The organism is Aeromonas sp. A600620 (assembly GCF_029479985.1).
GTDB lineage: Bacteria > Pseudomonadota > Gammaproteobacteria > Enterobacterales > Aeromonadaceae > Aeromonas > Aeromonas veronii_A.
The window spans coordinates 34,731-57,313 of the sequence record NZ_JAAKXB010000009.1 but is presented as its reverse complement, the minus strand read 5'-3'; the positions used below and the strand labels follow the sequence as shown (position 1 = coordinate 57,313).

Annotated in this window: 18 protein-coding genes; 14 read left to right on the top strand and 4 right to left on the bottom strand. The window is 62.8% G+C overall.

The window, feature by feature from the left end:
* Window positions 1-18 precede the first annotated feature (18 nt).
* The 13 genes from G5533_RS12560 to mgtE all read left to right on the top strand — a co-directional run bounded on the left by G5533_RS12560 (window position 19) and on the right by mgtE (window position 15,250).
* Complete coding sequence (locus G5533_RS12560) at window positions 19-213, top strand: DUF1737 domain-containing protein (protein WP_216952631.1); 195 nt, start codon at window positions 19-21, stop codon at window positions 211-213.
* 186 nt (window positions 214-399) lie between these two features.
* Complete coding sequence (gene hslV / locus G5533_RS12555; protein ID WP_005342555.1) at window positions 400-933, top strand: ATP-dependent protease subunit HslV; 534 nt, start codon at window positions 400-402, stop codon at window positions 931-933.
* A gap of 66 nt (window positions 934-999) precedes the next feature.
* The gene (hslU, locus tag G5533_RS12550) at window positions 1,000-2,328 is read left to right on the top strand and encodes an HslU--HslV peptidase ATPase subunit (RefSeq protein WP_005340773.1); all 1,329 of its coding nucleotides are present in this window, start codon (window positions 1,000-1,002) and stop codon (window positions 2,326-2,328) included.
* 248 nt (window positions 2,329-2,576) lie between these two features.
* Complete coding sequence (locus tag G5533_RS12545) at window positions 2,577-3,218, top strand: TetR/AcrR family transcriptional regulator (protein ID WP_421204075.1); 642 nt, start codon at window positions 2,577-2,579, stop codon at window positions 3,216-3,218.
* 85 nt (window positions 3,219-3,303) lie between these two features.
* On the top strand, window positions 3,304-4,272 hold the full coding sequence (gene hlyD / locus G5533_RS12540) for a secretion protein HlyD (RefSeq protein WP_441254867.1): 969 nt from the start codon (window positions 3,304-3,306) through the stop codon (window positions 4,270-4,272).
* Window positions 4,269-6,038, top strand: coding sequence for an ATP-binding cassette domain-containing protein (locus G5533_RS12535; RefSeq protein ID WP_441254866.1), 1,770 nt, complete (start codon window positions 4,269-4,271; stop codon window positions 6,036-6,038). The genes hlyD and G5533_RS12535 overlap by 4 nt, the downstream gene beginning before the upstream one ends.
* Window positions 6,035-7,144: an ABC transporter permease gene (locus G5533_RS12530; RefSeq protein ID WP_441254865.1), complete on the top strand. Its 1,110-nt coding sequence runs from the start codon at window positions 6,035-6,037 to the stop codon at window positions 7,142-7,144. The genes G5533_RS12535 and G5533_RS12530 overlap by 4 nt, the downstream gene beginning before the upstream one ends.
* Window positions 7,145-7,147: 3 nt before the next feature.
* Window positions 7,148-8,236, top strand: a complete 1,089-nt coding sequence (locus G5533_RS12525) for an ABC transporter permease (RefSeq protein ID WP_216949949.1) — start codon at window positions 7,148-7,150, stop codon at window positions 8,234-8,236.
* 296 nt (window positions 8,237-8,532) lie between these two features.
* Window positions 8,533-11,079: a nitrite reductase large subunit NirB gene (gene nirB, locus G5533_RS12520; RefSeq protein ID WP_274160892.1), complete on the top strand. Its 2,547-nt coding sequence runs from the start codon at window positions 8,533-8,535 to the stop codon at window positions 11,077-11,079.
* Window positions 11,079-11,396, top strand: a complete 318-nt coding sequence (gene nirD, locus G5533_RS12515) for a nitrite reductase small subunit NirD (protein ID WP_123174093.1) — start codon at window positions 11,079-11,081, stop codon at window positions 11,394-11,396. The genes nirB and nirD overlap by 1 nt, the downstream gene beginning before the upstream one ends.
* A 57-nt stretch (window positions 11,397-11,453) precedes the next feature.
* Window positions 11,454-12,266 carry a nitrite transporter NirC gene (gene nirC, locus G5533_RS12510; protein WP_123172128.1) on the top strand — a complete coding sequence of 271 codons (813 nt, stop codon included), beginning with the start codon at window positions 11,454-11,456 and terminating at the stop codon, window positions 12,264-12,266.
* Between the two features lie 12 nt (window positions 12,267-12,278).
* Window positions 12,279-13,679: a siroheme synthase CysG gene (gene cysG / locus G5533_RS12505; RefSeq protein ID WP_441254864.1), complete on the top strand. Its 1,401-nt coding sequence runs from the start codon at window positions 12,279-12,281 to the stop codon at window positions 13,677-13,679.
* 146 nt (window positions 13,680-13,825) lie between these two features.
* Window positions 13,826-15,250, top strand: coding sequence for a magnesium transporter (gene mgtE / locus G5533_RS12500; RefSeq protein WP_219296754.1), 1,425 nt, complete (start codon window positions 13,826-13,828; stop codon window positions 15,248-15,250).
* Between the two features lie 81 nt (window positions 15,251-15,331).
* On the opposite strand, the gene G5533_RS12495 is transcribed toward mgtE, so the two are convergent.
* Window positions 15,332-16,273, bottom strand: coding sequence for a hypothetical protein (locus G5533_RS12495; protein ID WP_441254863.1), 942 nt, complete (start codon window positions 16,271-16,273; stop codon window positions 15,332-15,334).
* Window positions 16,274-16,637: 364 nt separating this feature from the next.
* Here G5533_RS12495 and G5533_RS12490 point away from each other — a divergent pair, with 364 nt between their 5' ends.
* Window positions 16,638-18,629, top strand: a complete 1,992-nt coding sequence (locus tag G5533_RS12490; protein WP_227341625.1) for a bifunctional 2',3'-cyclic-nucleotide 2'-phosphodiesterase/3'-nucleotidase — start codon at window positions 16,638-16,640, stop codon at window positions 18,627-18,629.
* Window positions 18,630-18,894: 265 nt separating this feature from the next.
* On the opposite strand, the gene G5533_RS12485 is transcribed toward G5533_RS12490, so the two are convergent.
* From G5533_RS12485 to G5533_RS12475, 3 genes are read right to left on the bottom strand one after another with little or no spacing between them, the layout of a single operon-like run.
* Entirely contained in the window at window positions 18,895-19,860 is a 966-nt protein-coding gene (locus G5533_RS12485; protein WP_021230728.1) for an ABC transporter permease, read from the bottom strand.
* A gap of 2 nt (window positions 19,861-19,862) precedes the next feature.
* Window positions 19,863-20,981: an ABC transporter permease gene (locus G5533_RS12480; protein WP_005357011.1), complete on the bottom strand. Its 1,119-nt coding sequence runs from the start codon at window positions 20,979-20,981 to the stop codon at window positions 19,863-19,865.
* Window positions 20,981-22,546, bottom strand: a complete 1,566-nt coding sequence (locus G5533_RS12475) for an ABC transporter ATP-binding protein (RefSeq protein ID WP_441254862.1) — start codon at window positions 22,544-22,546, stop codon at window positions 20,981-20,983. The genes G5533_RS12480 and G5533_RS12475 overlap by 1 nt, the downstream gene beginning before the upstream one ends.
* Between the last annotated feature and the right edge of the window lie 37 nt (window positions 22,547-22,583).

Genomic DNA, 22,583 nt, shown 5'->3' with positions numbered 1-22,583 from the left:
CCAGCAGAGAACCAGAACATGACAAATTCGAAACAGCCACCAAATGGCCTTCCGGTTTACCGCTTGATTACTGGGCCTGATGACGCGACATTTTGTTTTCGTGTCAGCGAGGCACTAGCTCAAGGCTACACGCTGTATGGTTCTCCCTCGGCGACGTTCAATGGCCAAACTGTGATCGTGTGCCAAGCGGTAGTCTGGTCTGAAACAACATAATGCGGACAGTGTGCAGCAGGGCCGGGTGGCAACACCCGGCCCTGTTCTTTTGGTGTCACTCGCACCCACGCTCTTTATTACCCCGTTTATCCCGACCAAAGGCAGGGTTGAAAAGCCCGTTTGCCATCCCCATCTTTCTTGCCATGCACAGTCAGGCCGTCATTCGGCTCAAGCGAGGTAAGTAAAGTGACTACCATAGTTTCAGTTCGCCGCAACGGTCAGGTCGTCATCGGTGGCGATGGCCAGGTCTCTCTTGGCAACACCGTCATGAAGGGCAACGCCCGCAAGGTTCATCGTCTCTATAACGGCAAGGTGCTGGCCGGTTTCGCTGGCGGTACCGCCGACGCCTTCACCCTGCTCGAGCGTTTCGAAGCAAAACTGCAGGCCCATCAGGGTAATCTGGAGCGCGCCGCCGTGGCGCTGGCCAAAGATTGGCGCACCGATCGCGCTCTGCGCCGCCTCGAAGCACTGCTGGCCGTGGCCGACGAACACAAATCCTTCATCATCACCGGCAACGGTGACGTGGTGCAGCCGGAGCACGATCTCATCGCCATCGGCAGCGGCGGCAACTTTGCCCAGTCCGCCGCCATCGCCCTGCTGGAAAACACCGAGCTGGATGCCAGGACCATTGTCGAGAAGTCCCTCAAGATTGCGGGCGACATCTGCGTCTTCACCAACGGCAACCACACCATCGAAGTGCTGGACTACGCCGCCAAATAAGGCCACCAGCCAAACCCAATTTCCCAAGGGGTGGGCACTGCCCGCCCCGGATACAGGAACACCATCATGTCCGAGATGACCCCGAGAGAAATCGTCCACGAGCTGGATCGTCACATCATTGGTCAGGCCGATGCCAAGCGCGCCGTTGCCGTTGCCCTGCGCAACCGCTGGCGCCGGATGCAGCTCAACGAAGAGATGCGCCATGAAGTGACCCCGAAAAACATCCTGATGATCGGCCCGACCGGTGTCGGCAAGACCGAGATCGCCCGTCGTCTGGCCAAGCTGGCCAACGCCCCCTTCATCAAGGTGGAAGCGACCAAGTTCACCGAAGTGGGCTATGTCGGCAAGGAAGTGGACAGCATCATCCGCGATCTGACCGATGCCGCCATCAAGCTGGTGCGCGAAACCGAGATGGAGAAGATGAAATACCGCGCCGAAGAAGCCGCCGAAGAGCGCATCCTCGACGCCCTGCTGCCCAACCCGCGCAACACCTGGGGTGAGGAAGAGAAAGCCGACAACTCCAACACCCGCCAGATCTTCCGCAAGAAACTGCGGGAAGGTCAGCTGGATGACAAGGAGATCGAGCTGGAGCTCTCCGCCTCCCCGATGGGCGTCGAAATCATGACCCCGCCGGGCATGGAAGAGATGGCCAACCAGCTGCAGGGGCTGTTCCAGAACCTGGGCCAGAACCAGAAGAAGAAGCGCAAGATCAAGGTCAAAGAGGCCATGAAGGCGCTGATCGAAGAGGAAGCGGCCCGTCTGGTCAATCCTGAAGAGCTGAAGCAGAAAGCCATCGCCGCTGTCGAGAACAACGGCATCGTCTTCCTCGACGAGATCGACAAGATCTGCAAGCGCGGCGAGAGCTCGGGCCCCGATGTCTCCCGTGAAGGGGTACAGCGCGACCTGCTGCCGCTGGTCGAGGGCTGCACCGTCAACACCAAGCACGGCATGGTCAAGACCGACCACATCCTGTTTGTCGCCTCCGGCGCCTTCCAGATCGCCAAGCCGTCCGACCTCATCCCCGAGCTGCAGGGCCGTCTGCCGATCCGGGTCGAGCTGACAGCCCTGACCACAGATGACTTCGAGCGCATCCTGACCGAACCGAACGCCTCCCTGACCGATCAGTACAAGGCGCTGATGGCCACCGAAGGGGTCAATATCGAGTTCACCAAGGATGGCATCCGCCGTCTGGCCGAAGCGGCCTGGCAGGTCAACGAGCGTACCGAGAACATCGGTGCCCGTCGTCTGCACACCGTGATGGAGCGCCTGATGGAAGATATCTCCTACGACGCCTCCGAGAAGTCCGGCGAGACCTTTGTCATCGACACCGACTACGTCAACGCCCATCTCGGTGCGCTTGTCGAGGATGAGGATCTGAGCCGCTTTATTCTGTAAGCGCGATCGATGGATCTGAAAACGCCTCCCTTTTGGAGGCGTTTTTATTTCTCCACCGCCTCCGTCATCTACACGGATTCTGGCCCTTATCTGCGGCAACCCATTAAATCAAAAGACGTTTTCAAACCATCTCTTTCGAATGCCCGCCGTTTTTCATCCCTGCTGAAATCTGCTCAAAAAAAGATCTATCAACTTCTGTGTGATTGATTTATACATATGTATAAATCTGTGCAGCAGGAACCAGAAAGATGAATCCAACCCGGCAGAAACTGCTCGATACCGGCCTCGCCATCGCCACCGAGAAGGGGCTGCGCGGCCTGACGGTGCGCGAGCTGGCGGCGGCGGCCGAAGTGAACCTCGGCTCCTTTGTCTACCACTTCGGCAACCGCGACGCCTTTATCGACGAGCTGGTCGAACTCTGGTACGCCCCCCTCTATGACGAACTCAAGGCGGTGGCAGCCAAGGGCTCCTACCCCTCCGCCATCGCCATGTTCGAGGCCACCATGGAGGCGCTGATCGGGCTGGTGGCGCGCCAGCGCGGCTTTATCAACCACCTGTTTGGTGATGCGCTGGCGGGCGAAGGGGCAGCCCAGCGTTTTCTGCTCAGCCTGCCGCGCCGCCATCCCCTGCTGCTGATCGAACAGGTACGGATGGCACAGGCGGAAGGTTCGCTGGTCGCGGGTCACCCGCTCCAGCTGATGATCTTCATCATGGGGTCGGTCGGCCTGCCGCTGGTGATCGCCGGCAGCGGTCGTCAGCTCGGCTGGCTGCCCGAACAGGCCGGCCCCTTTCTCAGCCAGATAGACAGCCCCGAGGCCGCCAGACAGCGGCTGGTATGGGCCCTACGCGGCCTGCGCCCCACCGACATGAAGGAAGGAGAAGCGGCATGAAACAACGCATCGCGATGGTAGCTCTGCTGCTGGCGGTTCCCAGTGGTTACCTCTGGTTACAGCGCCATCCTCAAGGAGAAGCGTTATGAAGCAACGCATTGCCATCGCAGCCCTGCTGCTAACCGTTATCGGTGGCTACCTCTGGTGGCAGGGGCGCCCGGCTGACGGCTCCATCCTCTACGGCAACGTCGATATTCGCGACGTCAATCTGGCCTTTCGGGTCGGCGGCCGCGTCGATCAGATACTGGTCGATGAGGGGGATAGGGTAAAAGCCGGTCAACTGCTGGCCCGCCTCGATCCGGTTCCCCTCACCCACAGCCGCGACAGCGCCCGCGCCAATCTGGCCGCGCTCACTGCCGCCAACACCTTGATCCACAAAGGCTATCGCAGCGAAGAGACCGACCGCGCCCGGGCCGCACTGGCCGCCGCCGAAGCCGCTGCACTGGAAGCCGACCAGCAGTGGCGCCGCCAGAGCGCATTGGCCGCCACCGGCGCCATCTCCCGCGGTCAGCTCGATACCGCCCGCTCCCAGCGGGATCAGACTCAGGCGCAGGTACGCTCGGCACGCGAACAGCTCGCCCAGCTCGAAACCGGCTACCGCCCGGAGGAAATCGCCCAGTCCGATGCCCAGCTGGAAGGGGCCAAAGCGGCGCTCGCCAGTGCCGAACTGGCGCTGGCTGATGCCAACCTGACCGCCCCCAGCGATGGCATCATCATCAGTCGCGCCATCGAGAACGGCAGCATGGTGCAGAGCGGAGCGACCGCCTTCAACCTCTCCCTGACCGCGCCAGTCTGGGTGCGCGCCTATGTGGAGGAACCCTGGCTCGGCCACTTCCCGAGCGGCGCCAAAGTGACCCTCACCACCGACTCGCGGCCTGATCAGCCCTATCACGGGGTGGTGGGCTTTGTCTCGCCGACCGCCGAGTTCACCCCGAAATCGGTGGAGACGCCTGACTTGCGCACTCACCTCGTCTACCGGCTGCGCATCGTGGTGCAGGATCCCGACCCGGCCCTGCGCCAAGGAATGCCGGTCACCGTCAGGCTGGCGCCATGAGCTGCGCCATCTCCCTTGAGGGGCTCACCAAACGCTTTGGTGAGCGGGTCGCCCTCAACGCCATCTCGGCCACCATTCCGGCTGGCGGCATCACCGGGCTGGTCGGCCCCGACGGCGCCGGCAAGAGCACTTTGCTGCGCCTGCTGGCCGGTCTGCTGATCCCGGAAGCGGGCACCATCCGGGTGCTGGGGCTGGATCCGGTGAGCGAGGGGGATCTGCTACGTCAGCGCCTCGGCTACATGCCCCAGCAGTTTGGCCTCTACGAGGACCTCAGCGTGCTGGAGAACCTCACCCTCTACGCGGACCTGCGCGGCGTACTGAAGCCCGAACGCACGCCCACCTTCGCGCGGCTGCTCGCCTTCACCGATCTTGCCCGCTTCACCGCACGACCGGCGGGCAAGCTCTCTGGCGGAATGAAGCAGAAACTCGGGCTGGCCTGCGCCCTGCTCGGCACCCCGGATGTGCTGCTGCTCGACGAACCCGGGGTCGGGGTCGATCCCATCTCCCGCCGCGCCCTCTGGCAGATGGTGCGCGAGCTGGCCAAGGGGGGAATGACGGTGCTCTGGAGTACCGCCTATCTCGACGAGGCGGAGCTGTGCGACCACGTGCTGCTGATGGCAGATGGCGAGGTGCGCACCAGCGGCACGCCAGCCGACCTGATGGGAGCCATGGCCAGCCGCTGCTGGCTGCTGGAGGCGGGGCAGCTGGATGGCCGCGAGCGACGTGCCCTGCTGCGCCGGGCACTGGCTCACCCCGCGGTGATGGATGGCGCGGTGGCGGGGGAGCGGGTGCGCCTGTTGCTGCATCCGGGCATGACGCACCCGCCGCTGGCGGAGCTGCAGCTGGCTAACGGCGCCTTTCAACCGGCCCAGCCCCGGCTGGAAGATGCCTTTATCGACCTGCTCGGCGGCGGCCCCGGCGGGGAGTCGAGTCTGGCGGCGGGGATGCGGGAAGCGGAACTGCCGCAGGGGGTCTCCCCCGAGGCGGTGATCGAGGCGCGCCACCTCACCAAGCGCTTCGGCGATTTTGCCGCCACCGATGATGTCAGCTTTGCGGTGCGCCGCGGCGAGATCTTCGGCCTGCTCGGCCCCAACGGGGCGGGCAAGTCCACCACCTTCAAGATGGAGTGCGGCCTGCTGCGCCCGAGCCAGGGGCAGGCGCTGGTGACCGGCATCGATCTGGCCCACAGCCCCTCGGCGGCACGCCAGCGCCTCGGCTACATGGCACAGAAGTTCTCCCTCTACAAGCAGCTCACCGTGGCCCAGAACCTCTCCTTTTTCGCTGGTATCTACGGCCTGTTCGGCCGCCACCAGCAGACGCGGATCGACGCCATGGTGACCGCTTTTGCCCTCATCCCCTGGCTCGATCAGAAGGCGGAATCCCTGCCGCTCGGTCTGCGCCAGCGCTTATCGCTGGCCTGCGCCCTGCTGCACGAGCCGCCCCTGCTCTTTCTCGATGAACCCACCTCGGGGGTCGATCCGGTGACCCGGCGCGAGTTCTGGTCTCACATCAATGCGCTGGCCGACCACGGGGTGACCGTGCTGGTCACCACCCACTTTATGGATGAGGCGGAGTATTGCGACCGCATCGCCCTCATCTATCGCGGCAAGCTGCTGGCCCTCGGCACCCCGGACGATCTCAAGGGGCTGGCTGCCAAAGAGGCGGCGACTTCTCTGCCAACCGGCTCCTTGCCGACCTGTTCTTTGCCAACAATGGAAGAGGCCTTTATCACCCTGGTCGAGCGGGCCAGCGAGGAGGACGCATGAGCATCAACCGTCGGCGACTGCTGGCCCTCTGCCGCAAGGAGACGCTGCAAATCGTCCGTGACCCGAGCAGCATCCTCATCGCCTTCATCATGCCGGTGGTGCTGCTGGTGGTGATGGGTTACGCCATCAATCTGGATGTGGACCACCTGCGCCTCGGCATCTGGCGTACCGATAGCGGCGCCCCGGCGGTGCGGCTGGAACAGGCCCTGCGCGGCTCAACCGCGCTGGAGATCCACAGCGGCCTGAGCAAGGAGTCCCTGCTCGCCAGTCTGGCCCGTGGCGAGATCCGCGGCCTGCTGGTGATCGATGACGGCTTCTCCCGCGCCATGGCTGGTCAGGGCAATGGCACGCCGCAGGCGCTGCTGCTGACCGATGGCTCCGAGCCCAACACCGCCAACTTTGTCACCAACTATGTGCAGGGGATTTGGCAGGGGTGGCTCGCTGGCGAGGAGGTCGCCATGCCGGTGTCGATAGAGAGCCGCGCCTGGTTCAATCCGGCGCTGGTGAGCCGCAACTTTCTGGTGCCGGGCTCCATTGCGGTGGTGATGACCATCATAGGGGCCCTGCTCACCTCGCTGGTGGTGGCGCGGGAGTGGGAGCGCGGCACCATGGAGGCGCTGCTCGCCACCCCGGTCACCAAGGGGGAGCTGCTGCTCTCCAAGCTGTTGCCCTACTACGGCCTCGGCATCATCGCCATGCTGCTCTGCCTGCTCTTCTCGGTGGCGGTGATGGGCGTGCCGTGGCGCGGCTCCCTGCTGCTGCTCTTTCTGGTCACCAGCGTCTTTCTCGGCAGCGCCCTCGGGCTCGGGCTGTTTCTCTCCACCGTGATGCGCAGCCAGTTCAACGCCGCACAGGCAGCGCTGATCGCCGCCTTTCTGCCCGCCGTGATGCTGTCGGGCTTCGTCTTCGAGATCGCCAGCATGCCGCCTTGGCTTCGGGCCATCACCCACCTCATTCCGGCCCGCTACTTCGCGAGCTCCTTGCAGACCCTCTATCAGGCGGGCAGCGTTTTTTCGATCCTGCTGGTCAACGGTTTCTGTCTGCTGCTGCTGGCCGGTTTCTGGCTGGCCCTGACCGCCCGCAAGACGCGGCGCACTCTGGAGTAACCCATGCTGATCCGACTCTGGTGGCTGATCCGAAAAGAGCTGCAGGCCCTGATGGGCAATACTCAGGGGCGCTTTCTGCTCATCATGCCGGTGCTGCTGCAGACCGCCCTCTTCCCGTTCGCCGCCACTCTGGAGGTGACCGGCAACACGCTGGCCATCTACAACCAGGATGGCGGTGCCCAGAGCCGCGAGCTGCTGGAGCGCCTCACCCATATGCCCGCCTTTACCACCATCATCCCGGTACAAGGCGAGGCGGGCATGACCGAGGCCATCACCGGGCAACAGGCACTGCTCGGGCTGATTATTCCGGGCGATTTTTCGCGCCGGCTGGCACGGGGCGAACAGGCCAAGGTACAGCTGATCATCGACGGACGCCGCTCCAACGGTGGTCAGGTGGCGGCTGGCTACATCAGTCAGGTGATCGCCCGCTGGCAAAGTGAGGGCAAGGGGCAACCCGAGCTGGCGGTACGCAACCTCTACAACCCCAACGTCGAGTTCCACTGGCATATCCTGCCAGCGCTGGTGGCCATCATCACCACCACTGGCTGCCTGATTGTCACCGCCCTCTCGGTCGCGCGGGAGCGGGAAGAGGGCACCTTCGATCAGCTGCTGGTCTCCCCCCTCACCGCGGGCTGGATCATGGCGGGCAAGGCGGTGCCCGGCATCATGGTGGCGGTGGGGCAAGGGTGCATAGTCGCGCTGGCCGCCCGTTTTGTCTTTCACCTCCCCTTTGCCGGCAGCCTCAGCCTGCTGATGGCGGGCATGGTCTGCTACGGGCTGGCACTGGCCGGGATCGGGCTCTTCATCTCGTCGTTCTGCTCGACCCAGCAGCAGGCCTTTCTCGGGGTCTTCTCCTTCACCGTCCCGGCGGTGATCCTCTCGGGCTACATCTCGCCGGTGGAGAACATGCCGCAGGTGTTCCAGTGGCTGGCGGCCATCGACCCCCTCACCCACTTCATCGTGCTGCTCAAGGGGGTCTTCCTCAAGGGGTTTGACTGGTCGGCCGCCTGGCCCCTGCTCTGGCCGCTGCTCGCCATCGCCGGCGTCACCCTGTCGCTAGCGCTCGCCATGTTCCGCCGCCATATCGCCTGACGCGCCACCTTGTTCAGCTGATGCCGGTCTCGCCCAGTGCGAGGCCGGCCATTTTCCGCCAGAAGTTTTCACTCCCCGGCCGTGGGTAAACCGGGCTTTCCCTCCACCATCCCTCACTCCAAGCCAGCGCAGAAATCATCAACTGGTATACCTATTTTTGTATATCTTTGAATTTTATCGAATTACCCCTGACGAGATATATAAATAGACACTTGATTTGCATCAATTGCCCGCCCCGACTGACTGGGTAGCCTAGCCCCAGAATGATGTTTTATTACTCCAAACTAGAGGCAATCATGAGCAAAGTCAGACTGGTCGTTGTGGGCAACGGCATGGTGGGGCACCGCTTCATCGAAGAGTTGATCGAGCGGGCCGAGCCGGGCCGCTACGAGATCACCGTCTTCGGTGCAGAACCCCGTCCCGCCTACGATCGCGTCCATCTCTCCTCCTACTTCTCCCACCACACCAGCGAAGATCTCTCCCTCGTCAAACCCGGCTTCTACGACAAGCACGGCATCCGCCTGCTGCTCGGCGAAGCGGTGAAAAAAATCGACAGGGCCAACCGCGAAGTGCACTCCAACAAGGGCACTGTGGTCGGGTACGACAAGCTGGTGCTGGCCACCGGCTCCTACCCCTGGGTGCCGCCCATTGCGGGCAGTCAGCACCACGAGTGCTTCGTCTACCGCACCATCGAGGATCTGAAAGCCATTCGCAGCGCCGCCAGGAGTGGCAAGAGCGGGGTGGTGATCGGGGGCGGCCTGCTTGGCCTCGAAGCGGCCGGTGCCCTCAAGGCGCTGGGTCTCGAGACCCACGTTGTGGAGTTTGCTCCGGTACTGATGGCCGAGCAGCTCGACGGTCAGGGCGGCCAGCTGCTGCGCCGCAAGATTGAATCCATGGGCGTGCAGGTGCACACCAGCAAGAGCACCAGCGAGATCCTGATGCATGGCGGTGAGCAGGCGAAACACCGCCTCGCCTTTGCCGATGGCAGCCAGCTGGAAGTGGATGTGGTGGTCTTCTCCACCGGCATTCGCCCGCAAGATACCCTCGGCCGTTACGGTGATCTCGCCATCGCCGAGCGCGGCGGCATCGTCATCGACGATCACTGCCTCACCTCAGACCCCGACATCTATGCCATCGGCGAGTGCGCCGCCTGGCAGGGCCGCTTCTTCGGGCTGGTAGCGCCGGGCTACAAGATGGCCCAGATCACCGTCGACCATCTGCTCGGCGGTGACAGCCGCTTCGAAGGGGCAGACATGAGCGCCAAGCTGAAACTGCTCGGCGTCTCCGTCGGCTCCATCGGCGATGCTCACGGCCGCACCCCGGGCAGCCACAGCTATGTGTTTCAGGACGATCAGGCTGGCGTCTACAAGAAGATCGTGGTGAGCGAAGACAACAGCCGATTGCTCGGCGCCGTGCTGGTGGGTGACGTGGAAGATTACGGCAACCTGCTGCAGATGATGCTCAACGCCCTGCCGCTGCCGAGCCACCCGGACACCCTGATCCTGCCCGCCTACGCCGGAGCCAAACCGACGCTGGGGGTGGATGCCCTGCCGGAAAGCGCCCAGATCTGCTCCTGCTTTGACGTCTCCAAAGGCGACATCGCTCAGGCGGTGGCCGAGGGTCACACCACCCTGGCCGCCATCAAGCAGCACACCAAGGCCGGAACCGGCTGCGGCGGCTGTGTGCCGCTCATCAGTCAGGTACTCAACGCCGAGCTGGTGAAGCAGGGCATCGAGGTCAACAACCACCTCTGCGCCCACTTCCCCCACTCCCGTCAGGAGCTGTTCCATCTGGTCAAGGTGGAGGGGATCAAGAGCTTCGACGAGCTGCTGGCCAAGCACGGTCAGGGCTATGGCTGTGAGGTGTGCAAACCGACCGTCGGCTCCATCCTCGCCTCCTGCTGGAACGAGCATGTGCTGAGCCCGCGCAACATCCCACTGCAGGACACCAACGACATCTTCCTCGGCAACATGCAAAAGGACGGCAGCTACTCCGTCATCCCGCGCATGGCCGGCGGTGAAGTGACCCCGGAAGGGCTGCTGGCGGTGGCCGAAGTGGCCCGCGACTACAAGCTCTACACCAAGATCACCGGCGCCCAGCGCATCGGCCTGTTCGGGGCTCAGAAGGATGACCTGCCCGCCATCTGGCGCAAGCTGCTGGCAGCCGGATTCGAGACAGGTCAGGCCTATGCCAAGGCGCTGCGTATGGCCAAGACCTGTGTCGGCAGCACCTGGTGCCGCTTCGGCGTGCAGGACAGCGTTGGCCTCGGGGTCTTCCTCGAGAACCGCTACAAGGGGATTCGCACCCCGCACAAGATGAAGTTCGGCGTCTCCGGCTGTACCCGCGAATGTGCGGAAGCCCAGGGCAAGGATGTCGGCATCATCGCCACCGATGCGGGCTGGAACCTCTATGTGGGCGGCAACGGCGGCATGAAGCCGCGCCACGCCGATCTGCTGGCTTCTGACCTTGACCGCGAAACCCTCATCAAGCTGATCGACCGCTTTATGATGTTCTACGTCACCAGCGCCGACAAACTGCAGCGCACATCGGTCTGGCTCGGCAATCTGGAAGGGGGTGTCGACTACCTGCGCGAGGTGATCGTCGACGACAAGCTGGGACTGGCCGAGACGCTGGAGCGCGATATCCAGACCCTCATCGACAGCTACGAGTGCGAATGGTCGCGCACCCTCAACGAAGAGGAGGCGCTCAAGCGCTTCAGCCACTTCATCAACAGCGACAAGCGCGATCCGGACGTGCAGTTCGTCAGCGAGCGCGACCAGCACAGACCCGCCACTCCGGCCGAGCGCATCCCCGTCTACCAGATCGAGGTGGAGACCAAATGATGAAATTCGCCTGCCAACTCAACGACATCCTGCCGGGAACCGGCGTCTGTGCACTCATTGAGGGTCGTCAGATCGCCCTGTTCCGCCCGAGCGCGGCGGCCGAGGTGTTCGCCATCGACAACCGGGATCCCTTCTTCGCCGCCAACGTGCTGTCGCGGGGCCTGATCTGCGAACACGACGGCGAGCTCTGGGTCGCCAGCCCGCTCAAGAAGCAGCGCTTTCGCCTGAGCGATGGCCACTGTTTCGACAACCCTGCGATGTCGGTTCAAAGCTACCCCGTTGAAGTGCGCGACCAGCTGGTCTGGGTCGCCGTCTAAAGCCAAATTCACTCTCTTTCGGGCTGCCAGAGGGCAGCCCTTTCAAGGACTCACAAGATGTACACGGAAACCATCAACAAGTGCGCCGCCAACGCGGCCCGCATCAACCGCTTCGAGCGCAGCGACAAGCTCGGCTTCTGGCTCAGCTCCGCCATGGCGGGGGCCTATGTGGGCCTCGGCATCATCCTCATCTTCACCCTCGGCAATCTGGTGGATCCGAGCATCCGACCGCTGGTGATGGGGGCCACCTTCGGCATCGCCCTGACGCTCGTCATCATCGCCGGCTCCGAGCTGTTCACCGGCCACACCATGTTCCTCACCTTCGGGGTGAAGACGGGCAAGATCACCATGGCCGACCTGCTGCGTATCCTGCCGCAGACCTGGGCGGGCAATCTGATTGGCTCCGTTGTGGTGGCTCTGATCTACTCCTACGGCGGCAGCCTGCTGCCGGACGCGGGCAGTCTGGCCCACAAGGTGGCGCTGGCCAAGACCCAGGCTCCGGCCCTGACCCTGTTTATGAAGGGGATCCTCTGCAACTGGTTGGTCTGCCTCGCCATCTGGATGGCGCTGCGCACCGAAGGAGCCGCCCGCTTCATCGCCATCTGGTGGTGCCTGCTCGCCTTTATCGCCTCCGGCTACGAACACTCCATCGCCAACATGACCCTGTTCGCCCTCTCCTGGTTTGGCGCCCACTCGGAGGCCTACACCCTGAGCGGCATCGGCCACAACCTGCTGTGGGTGACCCTGGGCAACACCGTCTCCGGCGCCCTCTTTATGGGCCTCGGCTACTGGTATGCCACCCCCAAGGCTGAGCGCCCGGTCGCGGTGAGCGACGCCACCACCACTGCCAACCAGACCCGAACCGCCTGATCAGGAGGCCCCATGGACTACTTGCCCATCTTTTGCCGACTCGACAACAAACCCGTGCTGCTGGTCGGCGGCGGCGAGGTGGCGGAGCGCAAAGCGCGCCTGCTGCTGGATGCCGGTGCTCGCCTCACTGTGGTCGCGCCCGAGCTCGACCCCGAGCTGGCGGAACTGGCTGCCAACGGCAGCATCGAGTGGCTGGCCGGTGAATTTGCGCCGGAGCAACTGGCGGGCAAGTGGCTTGCGGTGGCCGCCACCGATCGGCGCGAGGTGAATGCGCTGGTTTACCAGAGCGCCAACCGGGCGCGGATCTTTGCCAACGTGGTGGATGACCCGAAACGCTCCAGCTTCATCATGCCATCGATCATCGACCGCTCACCGCTGATGGTGGCCATCTCCTCCGGTGGCAAGGCGCCGGTGCTGGCTCGCTTGCTGCGGGAAAAACTGGAAGCCCTGCTGCCGCAACATCTGGGGGCCGTGGCGACCTTCGCCGGCAGCCTGCGGGAGCGGGTCAAGGCGCGATTCGCCAGCATGGGGGAGCGGCGCCGCTTCTGGGAGCGGCTGCTCGGGGCGGACCGGCTCGGTCAGGCGCTGGCTCGGGGCGATCACGCCTCTGCCCACCAGCTGGCCGACAGCCTGTTTGCCGACGAAAGCCAGACCGAAGGCGAAGTGGTGCTGGTGGGGGCTGGCCCCGGCGATCCGGGTCTGCTCACCCTGCACGCCCTGCGCCAGATGCAGCAGGCCGACGTGGTGGTCTATGACCGGCTGATCTCCGACGAGGTGATGGCCCTGGTGCGCCGCGACGCCAAACGCATCTTCGTCGGCAAGCAGGCGGGCAACCACTGCGTGCCGCAGGAGGGGATCAACCAGCTCTTGCTGGAGGAGGCGAAGAAGGGGCAACGGGTGGTGCGTCTCAAGGGGGGCGATCCCTTTATCTTCGGCCGTGGCGGAGAGGAGCTGGAGACGCTGGTCGGCACAGGCATCGGTTTTCAGGTGGTGCCCGGCATCACCGCAGCCAGCGGCTGCGCCGCCTACGCCGGCATTCCGCTCACCCACCGCGATCACGCCCAGAGCGTCCGTTTCGTCACCGCCCACGGCAAGGGTGGCGCCCGGGATCTCGACTGGCCGCTGCTGGCCAAAGACAAACAAACCCTAGTGTTCTACATGGGGCTATCGAGCTGCGCCACCATCCGCGAGCAGCTGCTGGCCCACGGCAAGGGGGGCGACACCCCGGTGGCGCTGATCGAGCGCGGCACCCAGCCCTGCCAGCGGGTCATTCGCGGCACCCTTGATGAGCTGCCCGCGCTGGCGGTGGGGGTCGAGAGTCCTGCCCTCATCATGGTGGGCTCGGTGGTGACCCTGGCCGACCGGCTCGCCTGGTTTGGCGAGGCCCCGCAGCGCCAGCAAGCCCTCGCCTGAGGGATCCTCGGCAACTCGCCATGAGGCCACCAGCAGGTGGCCTCACTTTTACCTCCTTCTTCTCCCATCACGGTCATAACCTGTTGTTTTAAGTCTGGTATCCTATGGGCATTGAGCCCTTGGCTACCATCTCAGGAATTCATCCCATGTCTCTTCCCATCAAGAACAGCGCCCGGCAGCGCGCGGATGACAGATCCCGCATTCTCACCCTGCTGCTGCGCGATGATGCCCTCACCGACAGCCTGCTCGACCCGCAGGTGGTGCAGGATGCCGAGCAGCGCGATCAGACCAGCGAACTCACCACGCTGGTCAACGGGTTGCCCGCCGCCGACGTCGCCGATGCGCTGGAATCGCTGCCGCCCGATGAGCGTCATGCCCTGTGGGCGCTGGTGGAGGAGGAGAAACGCGGCCAGATCCTGGTCGAAGCGTCGGAGACGGTGTGGGACAGCCTCATCAGCGGGATGAGCGACAAGGAGCTGCTGCACGCCCTGCGCACCCTGGATATCGACGACCAGATCTATCTGGGCCAGTACCTGCCCCGCAACCTGATGGGGCGGCTGCTCACCTATATGGCCCCCGCCGACCGGGATCGGGTGCGGGAGGTGATCCGCTACGGCAAGCACACCGTCGGCGCCATGATGGACTTCGAGATCATCACCATCCGCCCCGAGGTGACGCTCGCCACGGTGCAGCGCTATCTGCGGCTGCGCGGCAAGATCCCCGCCAACACCGACAAGCTGTTCGTCATCGATCGGCGCAACCACCTGCTGGGGGAGCTGGCCCTCACCACTGTACTGCTGCACAAGCCCGCCACCTTGGTGAGCGACGTGATGGAGCGGGATCCGGTCACCTTCGATCCGGAGGATAACGACGAAGCGGCGGCCCGCACCTTCGAACGGGATGACCTGCTCTCCGCCGCCGTGGTGGATGGCAAGGGCAAGCTGATGGGCCGCCTCACCGTCGAAGAGGTGGTGGATCTGGTCTATGAGGAGAGCGACACCGACCTGCGCCGGATGGGGGGTATCAGCGAGGATGAAGACGTGTTCGCCCCGGTCTCCAAGGCGGTCAAGACCCGCTGGGCCTGGCTTGCCATCAACCTCTGCACCGCCTTTGTCGCCTCGCGGGTGATCGGCCTGTTCGAGCACACCATCTCCCAGCTGGTGGCACTGGCGGCCCTGATGCCCATCGTCGCCGGGATCGGCGGCAACACCGGTAACCAGACCATCACCATGATAGTGCGGGCGCTGGCGCTGCAGCACATTCAGGCAGGCAACCTCTCCTTCCTGCTGCTGCGGGAACTTGGCGTCGCCTTTATCAACGGGCTGGTGTGGGGCGGCACCATGGGCATCGCCACCTATCTGCTCTATCAGGATGCGGCGCTCGGCGCCGTGATGACCCTGGCCATGATGCTCAACCTGCTGGTGGCCGCCCTGATGGGGGTCATCATCCCCATGACCATGACCCGCCTCGGCCGCGACCCGGCAGTCGGTGCCAGCGTGATGATCACCGCCATCACCGACACAGGCGGCTTCTTTATCTTCCTCGGGCTGGCGACCCTGTTCCTGCTGTAAACCGTGCGTTGAAAACAACAAGGGAGCCACTGGCTCCCTTGTTGTTTCAGGCGTGTTTGCCCGCCCCTGCCGTTGGGCTGCTTACCGCTTGTCAGCGGTGATCAGCAGGCCATTGGTGTCGGGGAAGCCGATGACCAGCGCCTCTTTTTTGGCATCCGTGGTATAGGTGGTGACATAGGCGACGCGGTTATCCATCGCCCGGGCCAGAGCGGCATTCCAGAGGTTTTCGATCGGCGTGGCGGCAGCGGATTGCTTGAAGTTGCACTTGCCAAATCCGGTCATGGTCAGCTTGCTCAACCCGGCAGTGGCACTCCCCTCGCCCACCAGCGTACAACCTGCCGCCGGAAACTCGATCGCTACCGTCAGCTTGCCGCCGTTGTTGGTGGTATCCACCTTGCCCACCATGTCGCTGCTGAAGCCATCGCTGTCCGTGGCACTCCAGCTGGCCGTGGTCACCGCTTTGGTGGTCAGGGCCGTCACCGCCACATGACCGCTGAAACCGGAATAGATGGGGGAGTTGTCGGAGAACTTGGTGCCGGTCCGGGTGAAATCAAAAACCCAGCGCTTGATCTCCTTGCCCTGCAGATCGATGACCGGCTGATCCTGGAAGGTGATGAGGTTGTGGTCGTTGGTCACCGAGCTGAGCGCCGTGCTGGTGCCGAGCCGCTCGCTGTTGCGGATCAACTGCACCGGGTAGATCCCGTCTTTGTCGGCTTTCTGGTCAGCCTGACCCAGCCACTGGCTGTTGGTCTCGACCTTGCCCACCTGATGATCCACCCAGACACCCCAGTACTGCACGGTTTCACCCTTCGGGTAGACCAGCGCCAGACCATCCAGATCCTTGATCATGCGCGGCGTCGCCTTGTCACCGTCGCGGCTCATCAGATTCGCTTGGTAAAGACCCGCCTCCGGCAGAGCCAGAGGCACCCGCTTGGCGATGCTGTTGGCAGCTTTTTCGCTGTCACAGGCAGACAGGGCCGCAGCGCAGGCGATGGCCAGCAGCGCTTTGTTGTGCATTTTCATGAAGTTTTATTCCTTGCTGTCGCTTTGTAATTTTTTAGATGCAATCAATCGCCGCTGAATTTAAGGGAAAGGTCATCTATCAGTCGAATGGAGATCTGTAACCAACCATTACAGCCTCGCAGGAGCGGCAGACCGCTCCGCTTGCCCCGACCGCACAGCGGTGACGACAACAGGGTGACTAACAGTGAAATAGCATTGAGGGTGGCGGCCCTGAAGAAAGATAAAAAAAAGAGATTAAAATCAGAGCCATAACTCTATTAACAGGAAGGCAATTAACCCGAATTGCCAGCCGGCTCACAATAGGATTCTTTTGCTATCGATAGAATGCTCCACGCTGGCATACCCATAACAAGAGAATTCAACAATGAAAACCACCCTCAAACTGAGCGCGGTGGCAGTTATCTTTTTGCTGTCCGGCTGTGACGACAACAACTCTCAGGCCCCCGGTGATCTCACCCTGCGGCTGATCGAAACCTCTGATATCCACTCCAACCTGCTGAGCTACGACTACTACCAGAACAAGCCGGATGCCTCGCTGGGCTTTGCCCGCACCGCTGTGCTGATCCGCAAGGCCCGCGAAGAGAACGCCAACAACTTGCTGATCGACAACGGCGACCTGATCCAGGGCACCCCGCTGGCCGACTATATCCACGACCAGCAGGTCAAACAGCAGTGGCTGAGCAAGCAGACCCACCCCGCCATCAAGGCGCTCAACACCATGAGCTATGATGTCGGCAACCTGGGCAACCACGAATTCAACTTCGGTCTCGACTTCCTCTCAGAGACCCTGAAAGGGGCCAACTACCCCTACATCAACGCCAACGTCTTCCAGGCCGATGCCTTCAGCCGTGATGGCAAGGGCACCATCGACTGGAGCAAGCAGAAGTTCAAACCCTATGTGGTGCTGGATCGTCAGGTGAAGGATGCCAACGGCAATACCCAGACCATCAAGGTCGGTGTGCTGGGCCTGACCCCGCCCCAGATCACCCAGTGGGACAAGCGCAATCTGGAAGGCAAGGTGGTGGTGGCCGATATGGTCGAGACCGCCGAGCACTATGTACCCGAAATCCGCGCCAAGGGCGCAGACATCGTCGTGGTCGTGGCCCATACCGGCATCATAGGTGACCCGCGCGAACCCATGATGGAGAACGCCGCACTGCCGCTGGCCAAGGTGAAGGGGGTCGATGCCCTGCTGCTGGGCCACGCCCACCGCACCTTCCCGGGTGACTACCCCAACATGACCGACGTGGACAACGAGAAAGGCACCCTGGCGGGCGTACCGACCGTGATGCCGGGCGTCTGGGGCAACCACCTCGGCATCATCGACCTGCATATGACCTGGAAAGAGGGTCGCTGGGAAGTGGCCTCCAGCCAGTCCCAGCTGCGCAAGATCGACAGCAGCGCCAGCAGCACCGAAGATCAGGCGGTGGTCGATCAGGTCATTGCCGAGCACGAGCAGGCAAACCAGTGGCTGGACGAGCCCCTCAGCAAGATCACCAAGCCAATCCACAGCTTCTTCGCGCTGGTGCAGGATGACCCCTCCATCCAGATCGTCAGTGACGCCCAGCTGTGGCATGCCAAGAAGCTGCAACAGGATGGTCAGCTCAAGGAGAAATGGCCCATCCTCTCCGCCGCCGCACCATTCCGCGGCGGTCGCAACGGCCCGACCGACTTCACCTATGTACCGGCTGGCAATATCTCCCTGCGCAACGTGGCCGACCTCTATGTCTACCCCAACACCCTGCAGGTAGTCGCCATCAATGGCGCGACCGTACAGGAGTGGCTGGAGAAGAGCGCCGTCCAGTTCAACAAGATCGATGCCGCCAGCACCGCCACCCAGTGGCTGGTGAACGAGAAGTACCGCACCTACAACTTCGACGTGATCGACGGGGTGAACTATCAGGTCGATGTGACCAAACCTGCCCGTTACGATGTGGATGGCAACAAGGTGAGCGACAGCTATCGCATCACCAACCTCACCTATCAGGGCAAGGCAATCGACCCGGCCCAGATGTTCTACGTTGTGACCAACAACTACCGCGCCAGCGGTGGTGGCAACTTCCCGGGCATCAACGCCAAGGTGATCGTCCATGAAGATCAGTTCGAAACCCGCGAAGTGCTCTCCGAATACCTCAAGGATCTGGCAGAGAAGAATCCGGCCGGTTTCGAGCCCCCGGCAGACAACAACTGGCAGCTGGCCCCCCTGCCCGCCAATCTGGATCTGCGCATCTACAGCTCGCCACGCAGCGAAGCGCAAGCCCTGACCGGCGGCAAGCTGAACTATGTAGAGACCCTGCCGCCCACCGATGCCAAACACCCCGGCTTTGGCGTCTACAAGCTGGTGCTGGCACCCTGAACCTCAGGGTTAATCCGGCAATAACCTCTGCAACCCCCTCCTGATACGAGGGGGTTTTTGATGGTGCAGGCAGAGGGTCAGCTCTTGTACGCCAGCCGCTCCCCGCAGCAACTCACGCAGCCCCTTTATCCCTTCACGCCATCATCCCCCTCTATCACACCATCCAGATCCCGGCTGGTCTGCCCCATCCCGCCCATAAAAAAACAGGCCCACCGAAGTGGGCCTGCTGTTATCTGCGTGATCGGGAATATCGCAATAAAAGGCGCTACTCCCGCTCCTTCACATAGGGTGTACCAAGCGCCTTGGGCGCCACCGCACGGCCGATAAAGCCGGCCAGCAGGAACACGGTCAGGATGTAGGGCAGTGCCTCGATGGCCTGCACCGGAATGGCGAAGCCACCGATGCTGACCCCTTGCAGGCGGATGGCGACCGCATCGAGGAAGCCGAACAGCAGACAGGCGGCCATGGCATTCCAGGGACGCCACTTGCCGAACACCAGCGCCGCCAGTGCCATAAAGCCCTTGCCCGCACTCATGTTGGGGATGAACTGGGCCGTCTGGGCCACCGCCAGATAGGTACCACCGATACCAGCCAGCAGACCGCCGATGAGGAGCGCGGTGTAGCGCATCCGCACCACAGAGATACCGGCGGTATCGACCGCTGCAGGCGCCTCGCCCACCGCCCGCAGACGCAGACCGAAGCGGGTACGGAACATCACCCACCAGGCCAGCGGTACGCAGGCGAACGCCACGTACTCCAGCAGGGAGTGGCCGCTCAGCAGCTCGCTGTAGAGCTGGCCGATCACCGGCACATCCCACAGCTCCTTGGCATAGGGCAGATCGATCGGGGCGAACCGGGCATCACCGGAGAGCGCCGGGGTCTGGCCCCCCTGATCGAACCAGTAACGGCCCAGGGTGACGGTCAGACCGGCCGCCAGAATGTTGATGGCCATGCCGCTCACCACCTGATCACCGCGGTGGGTGATGGTGGCAAAGCCGTGCATCAGGGCAAACAGGATGGAGACTCCCACCCCGGCACCCAGACCTATCCAGGCAGAACCGGAGACCGCCGCCGCCGCACCACTGGCGAACGCCGCCGCCAGCAGTTTGCCTTCCAGCGCGATGTTGACCACCCCGGAGCGCTCGCAAAACATACCCGCCATGGCGGCCAGAATGAGGGGCGGCGCGGTACGGATGGTCGCATCCAGCATCAGGATCAGAATTTCAAACATGATCAGACTCCTTTAGCTTGCGCGGCTGAGCGGTTGGCAAACGCCAGATAGAGCTGCTCGATGCGTGGACGCATCATGTGCTCAAGGGCGCCACAGAACAGGATCACCAGACCCTGCAACACCACCACGATGTTGCGGTCGACACCGAACTCGAAGCTGAGCTCGGCGCCCCCCTGATAGAGGAAACCGAACAGCAGGCTGGCGATGATGACGCCGACCGGATGGTTGCGCCCCATCAGCGCCACCGCGATACCGGTGAAGCCGAACCCTTCAACAAAGTTGAGCTTGATTTGGTGCAGCTCACCCTGCAGCACGTTGAGGGCAAAGAAGCCCGACAGCATGCCGGAGATGACCATGGCCAGGATCACCACCTTGGGATAGGAGATACCGGCGTAGGCGGAGGCGCTTTGGCTGGCGCCGACCGAACGGATCTCGTAGCCCCAGCGGGTGTGCCAGATAAAGACCCACACCAGCGCCGCACAGATCAGCGCCCAGAAGAAGCTGATATTGAGCGGGCTGTTGGGGATCTCCATCCCGAACAGGTTCGCCAGCCCGCTCATCTTGGGCAGCCAGCTTGCCTCGGCAAATACCTTGCTCTCGGTCGCCATCGAGCCGGGCGGCTTGAACACCTCCACCAGCAGATAGGCCATCAGCGAGGCGGCGATGAAGTTGAACATGATGGTAGTGATCACGATATGGCTGCCGCGCTTGGCTTGCAGCCAGGCCGGAATAAAGGCCCAGGCCGCACCGAACAGACCACCGGCAATGATGGAGAGCGGCAACAGCAGGGCAAACGGCAGCACATCGCCGAGCATCAGACAGACCAGCCCCACGCCGAGCCCGCCGATATAGGCCTGACCTTCACCACCGATGTTGAACAGACCGGCATGAAAGGCGACCGCCACCGACAGACCGGTAAAGATAAAGCCGGTTGCGTAGTAGAGGGTGAAGCCGACCCCTTCACCTGTGCCGAACGCGCCGTACCACATGATCTTGGCGGCATCGACCGGATTGATGTCGAGGTAGTAGAACAGAATGGCCGACACCAGGAAGGCCAGCAGGATGTTGACCGCAGACAAGACGCCTACGGAGACCCAGGCAGGAATACGTACTTGGCTCATCAGTGGGCCTCCTTGGCAACTTCGTCCGGCACTATGTTCGCCATCATCAGACCAATGGTGCGCTCGTCCGCCTTGGCACCATCCAGCTCGCCGACGATGCGACCGTCGGCAATCACCAGAATCCGGTCAGCGAGGCTCATGATCTCGTCCAGCTCCACCGAGACCAGCAGCACCGCCTTGCCCTTGTCGCGCATGGCGATGATCTGCTGGTGGATATATTCGATGGCACCGATGTCGACCCCGCGGGTCGGCTGGCCGATCAACAGCACATCCGGGTCCTGCTCCACTTCACGGGCAATCACCAGCTTCTGCTGGTTGCCACCGGAGAAGTTGGCGGTCTTGTGATCGGGATGGGGCGGGCGCACGTCCCACTTCTCCATCTTGGCCTGACAATCCTGCTGGATCGCCTCCTTGTTCTGCAGCCACCCCTTGTTGTATTGCGGGCGACGGTGATAACCGAGAATAAAGGCCTCTTTCGCCTCGAAGCGGTTGATCAGCCCCATCTTGTGGCGATCTTCCGGCACATGACCGAGGCCGTAGTTGCGCACCAGCTCGGGATCGGCCGGGTGCTCCGCGCTCACCTTGTGCACGCCGCTGCGGCTGCTGATGGTGAAGCAGCCCTTGCTCGGCTTGAGAATGCCGCCAAGCAGGCTGAGCAGTTCGGACTGGCCGTTGCCGGAGACCCCGGCGATGCCGACCACTTCACCGGCCCGCACCTCGAAGCTGACGGACTTGACCCGCTCCACCTTGCTGGCGTCGACGTAGCTGAGCCCTTCGATCTTCAGCTTGGCTTCACCGGGCTGGGTTGGCCCCTTGTCGACCTTGAGGCGTACCTTGCGGCCCACCATCAGTTCGGCCAGTTGCTCCTTGTCGGTATCCCTGGTGGCGACGTGGGCCACCATCTCGCCACGGCGCATGATGGAAACCTGATCGGTAATGGCCAGGATCTCCCGCAGCTTGTGGGTGATAAGGATGATGGTTGCCCCCTGATCCCGCAGCTTTTTCAGCACCTCGAACAGGTGATCCGCCTCTTGCGGGGTCAGTACCCCGGTCGGCTCGTCGAGGATCAGGATGCGGGCGCCGCGATAGAGCGCCTTGAGAATTTCGACCCGCTGTTGCAAGCCAACCGGCAGATCTTCGACCTTCTCGTGCAGCGGCACGTCGAGGCCATAATCCCGCGCCAGTTCGCCCAGCAGCTTTTCGGCTGACGCCACGCTCTGCTGAAGGTGCCAGCCGTTCTCAGCGCCGAGGATGACGTTTTCCAATACGGTGAAGTTATTGACCAGCATGAAGTGCTGGTGAACCATGCCCACGCCTGCGGCAATCGCATCTTGTGAGCCGTGGGGTTTGAAAGGATGCCCGTCGATCAGCATCTCGCCTTTGTCGGCATGGTAGAAACCATAAATGATGCTCATCAGGGTGGACTTACCGGCGCCATTTTCGCCGACAATGCCGTGGATACTGCCTTTGCGAACCTTAAGGTCGATCAGCTTGTTGGCGTACACTTCGCCGAACCGCTTATCGATACCTCTTAATTCGATGGCATAGCGATCTGTCTGGTCCATGATGCAGCCCTGCGTTTCATGAAATAAGACTAAAAAC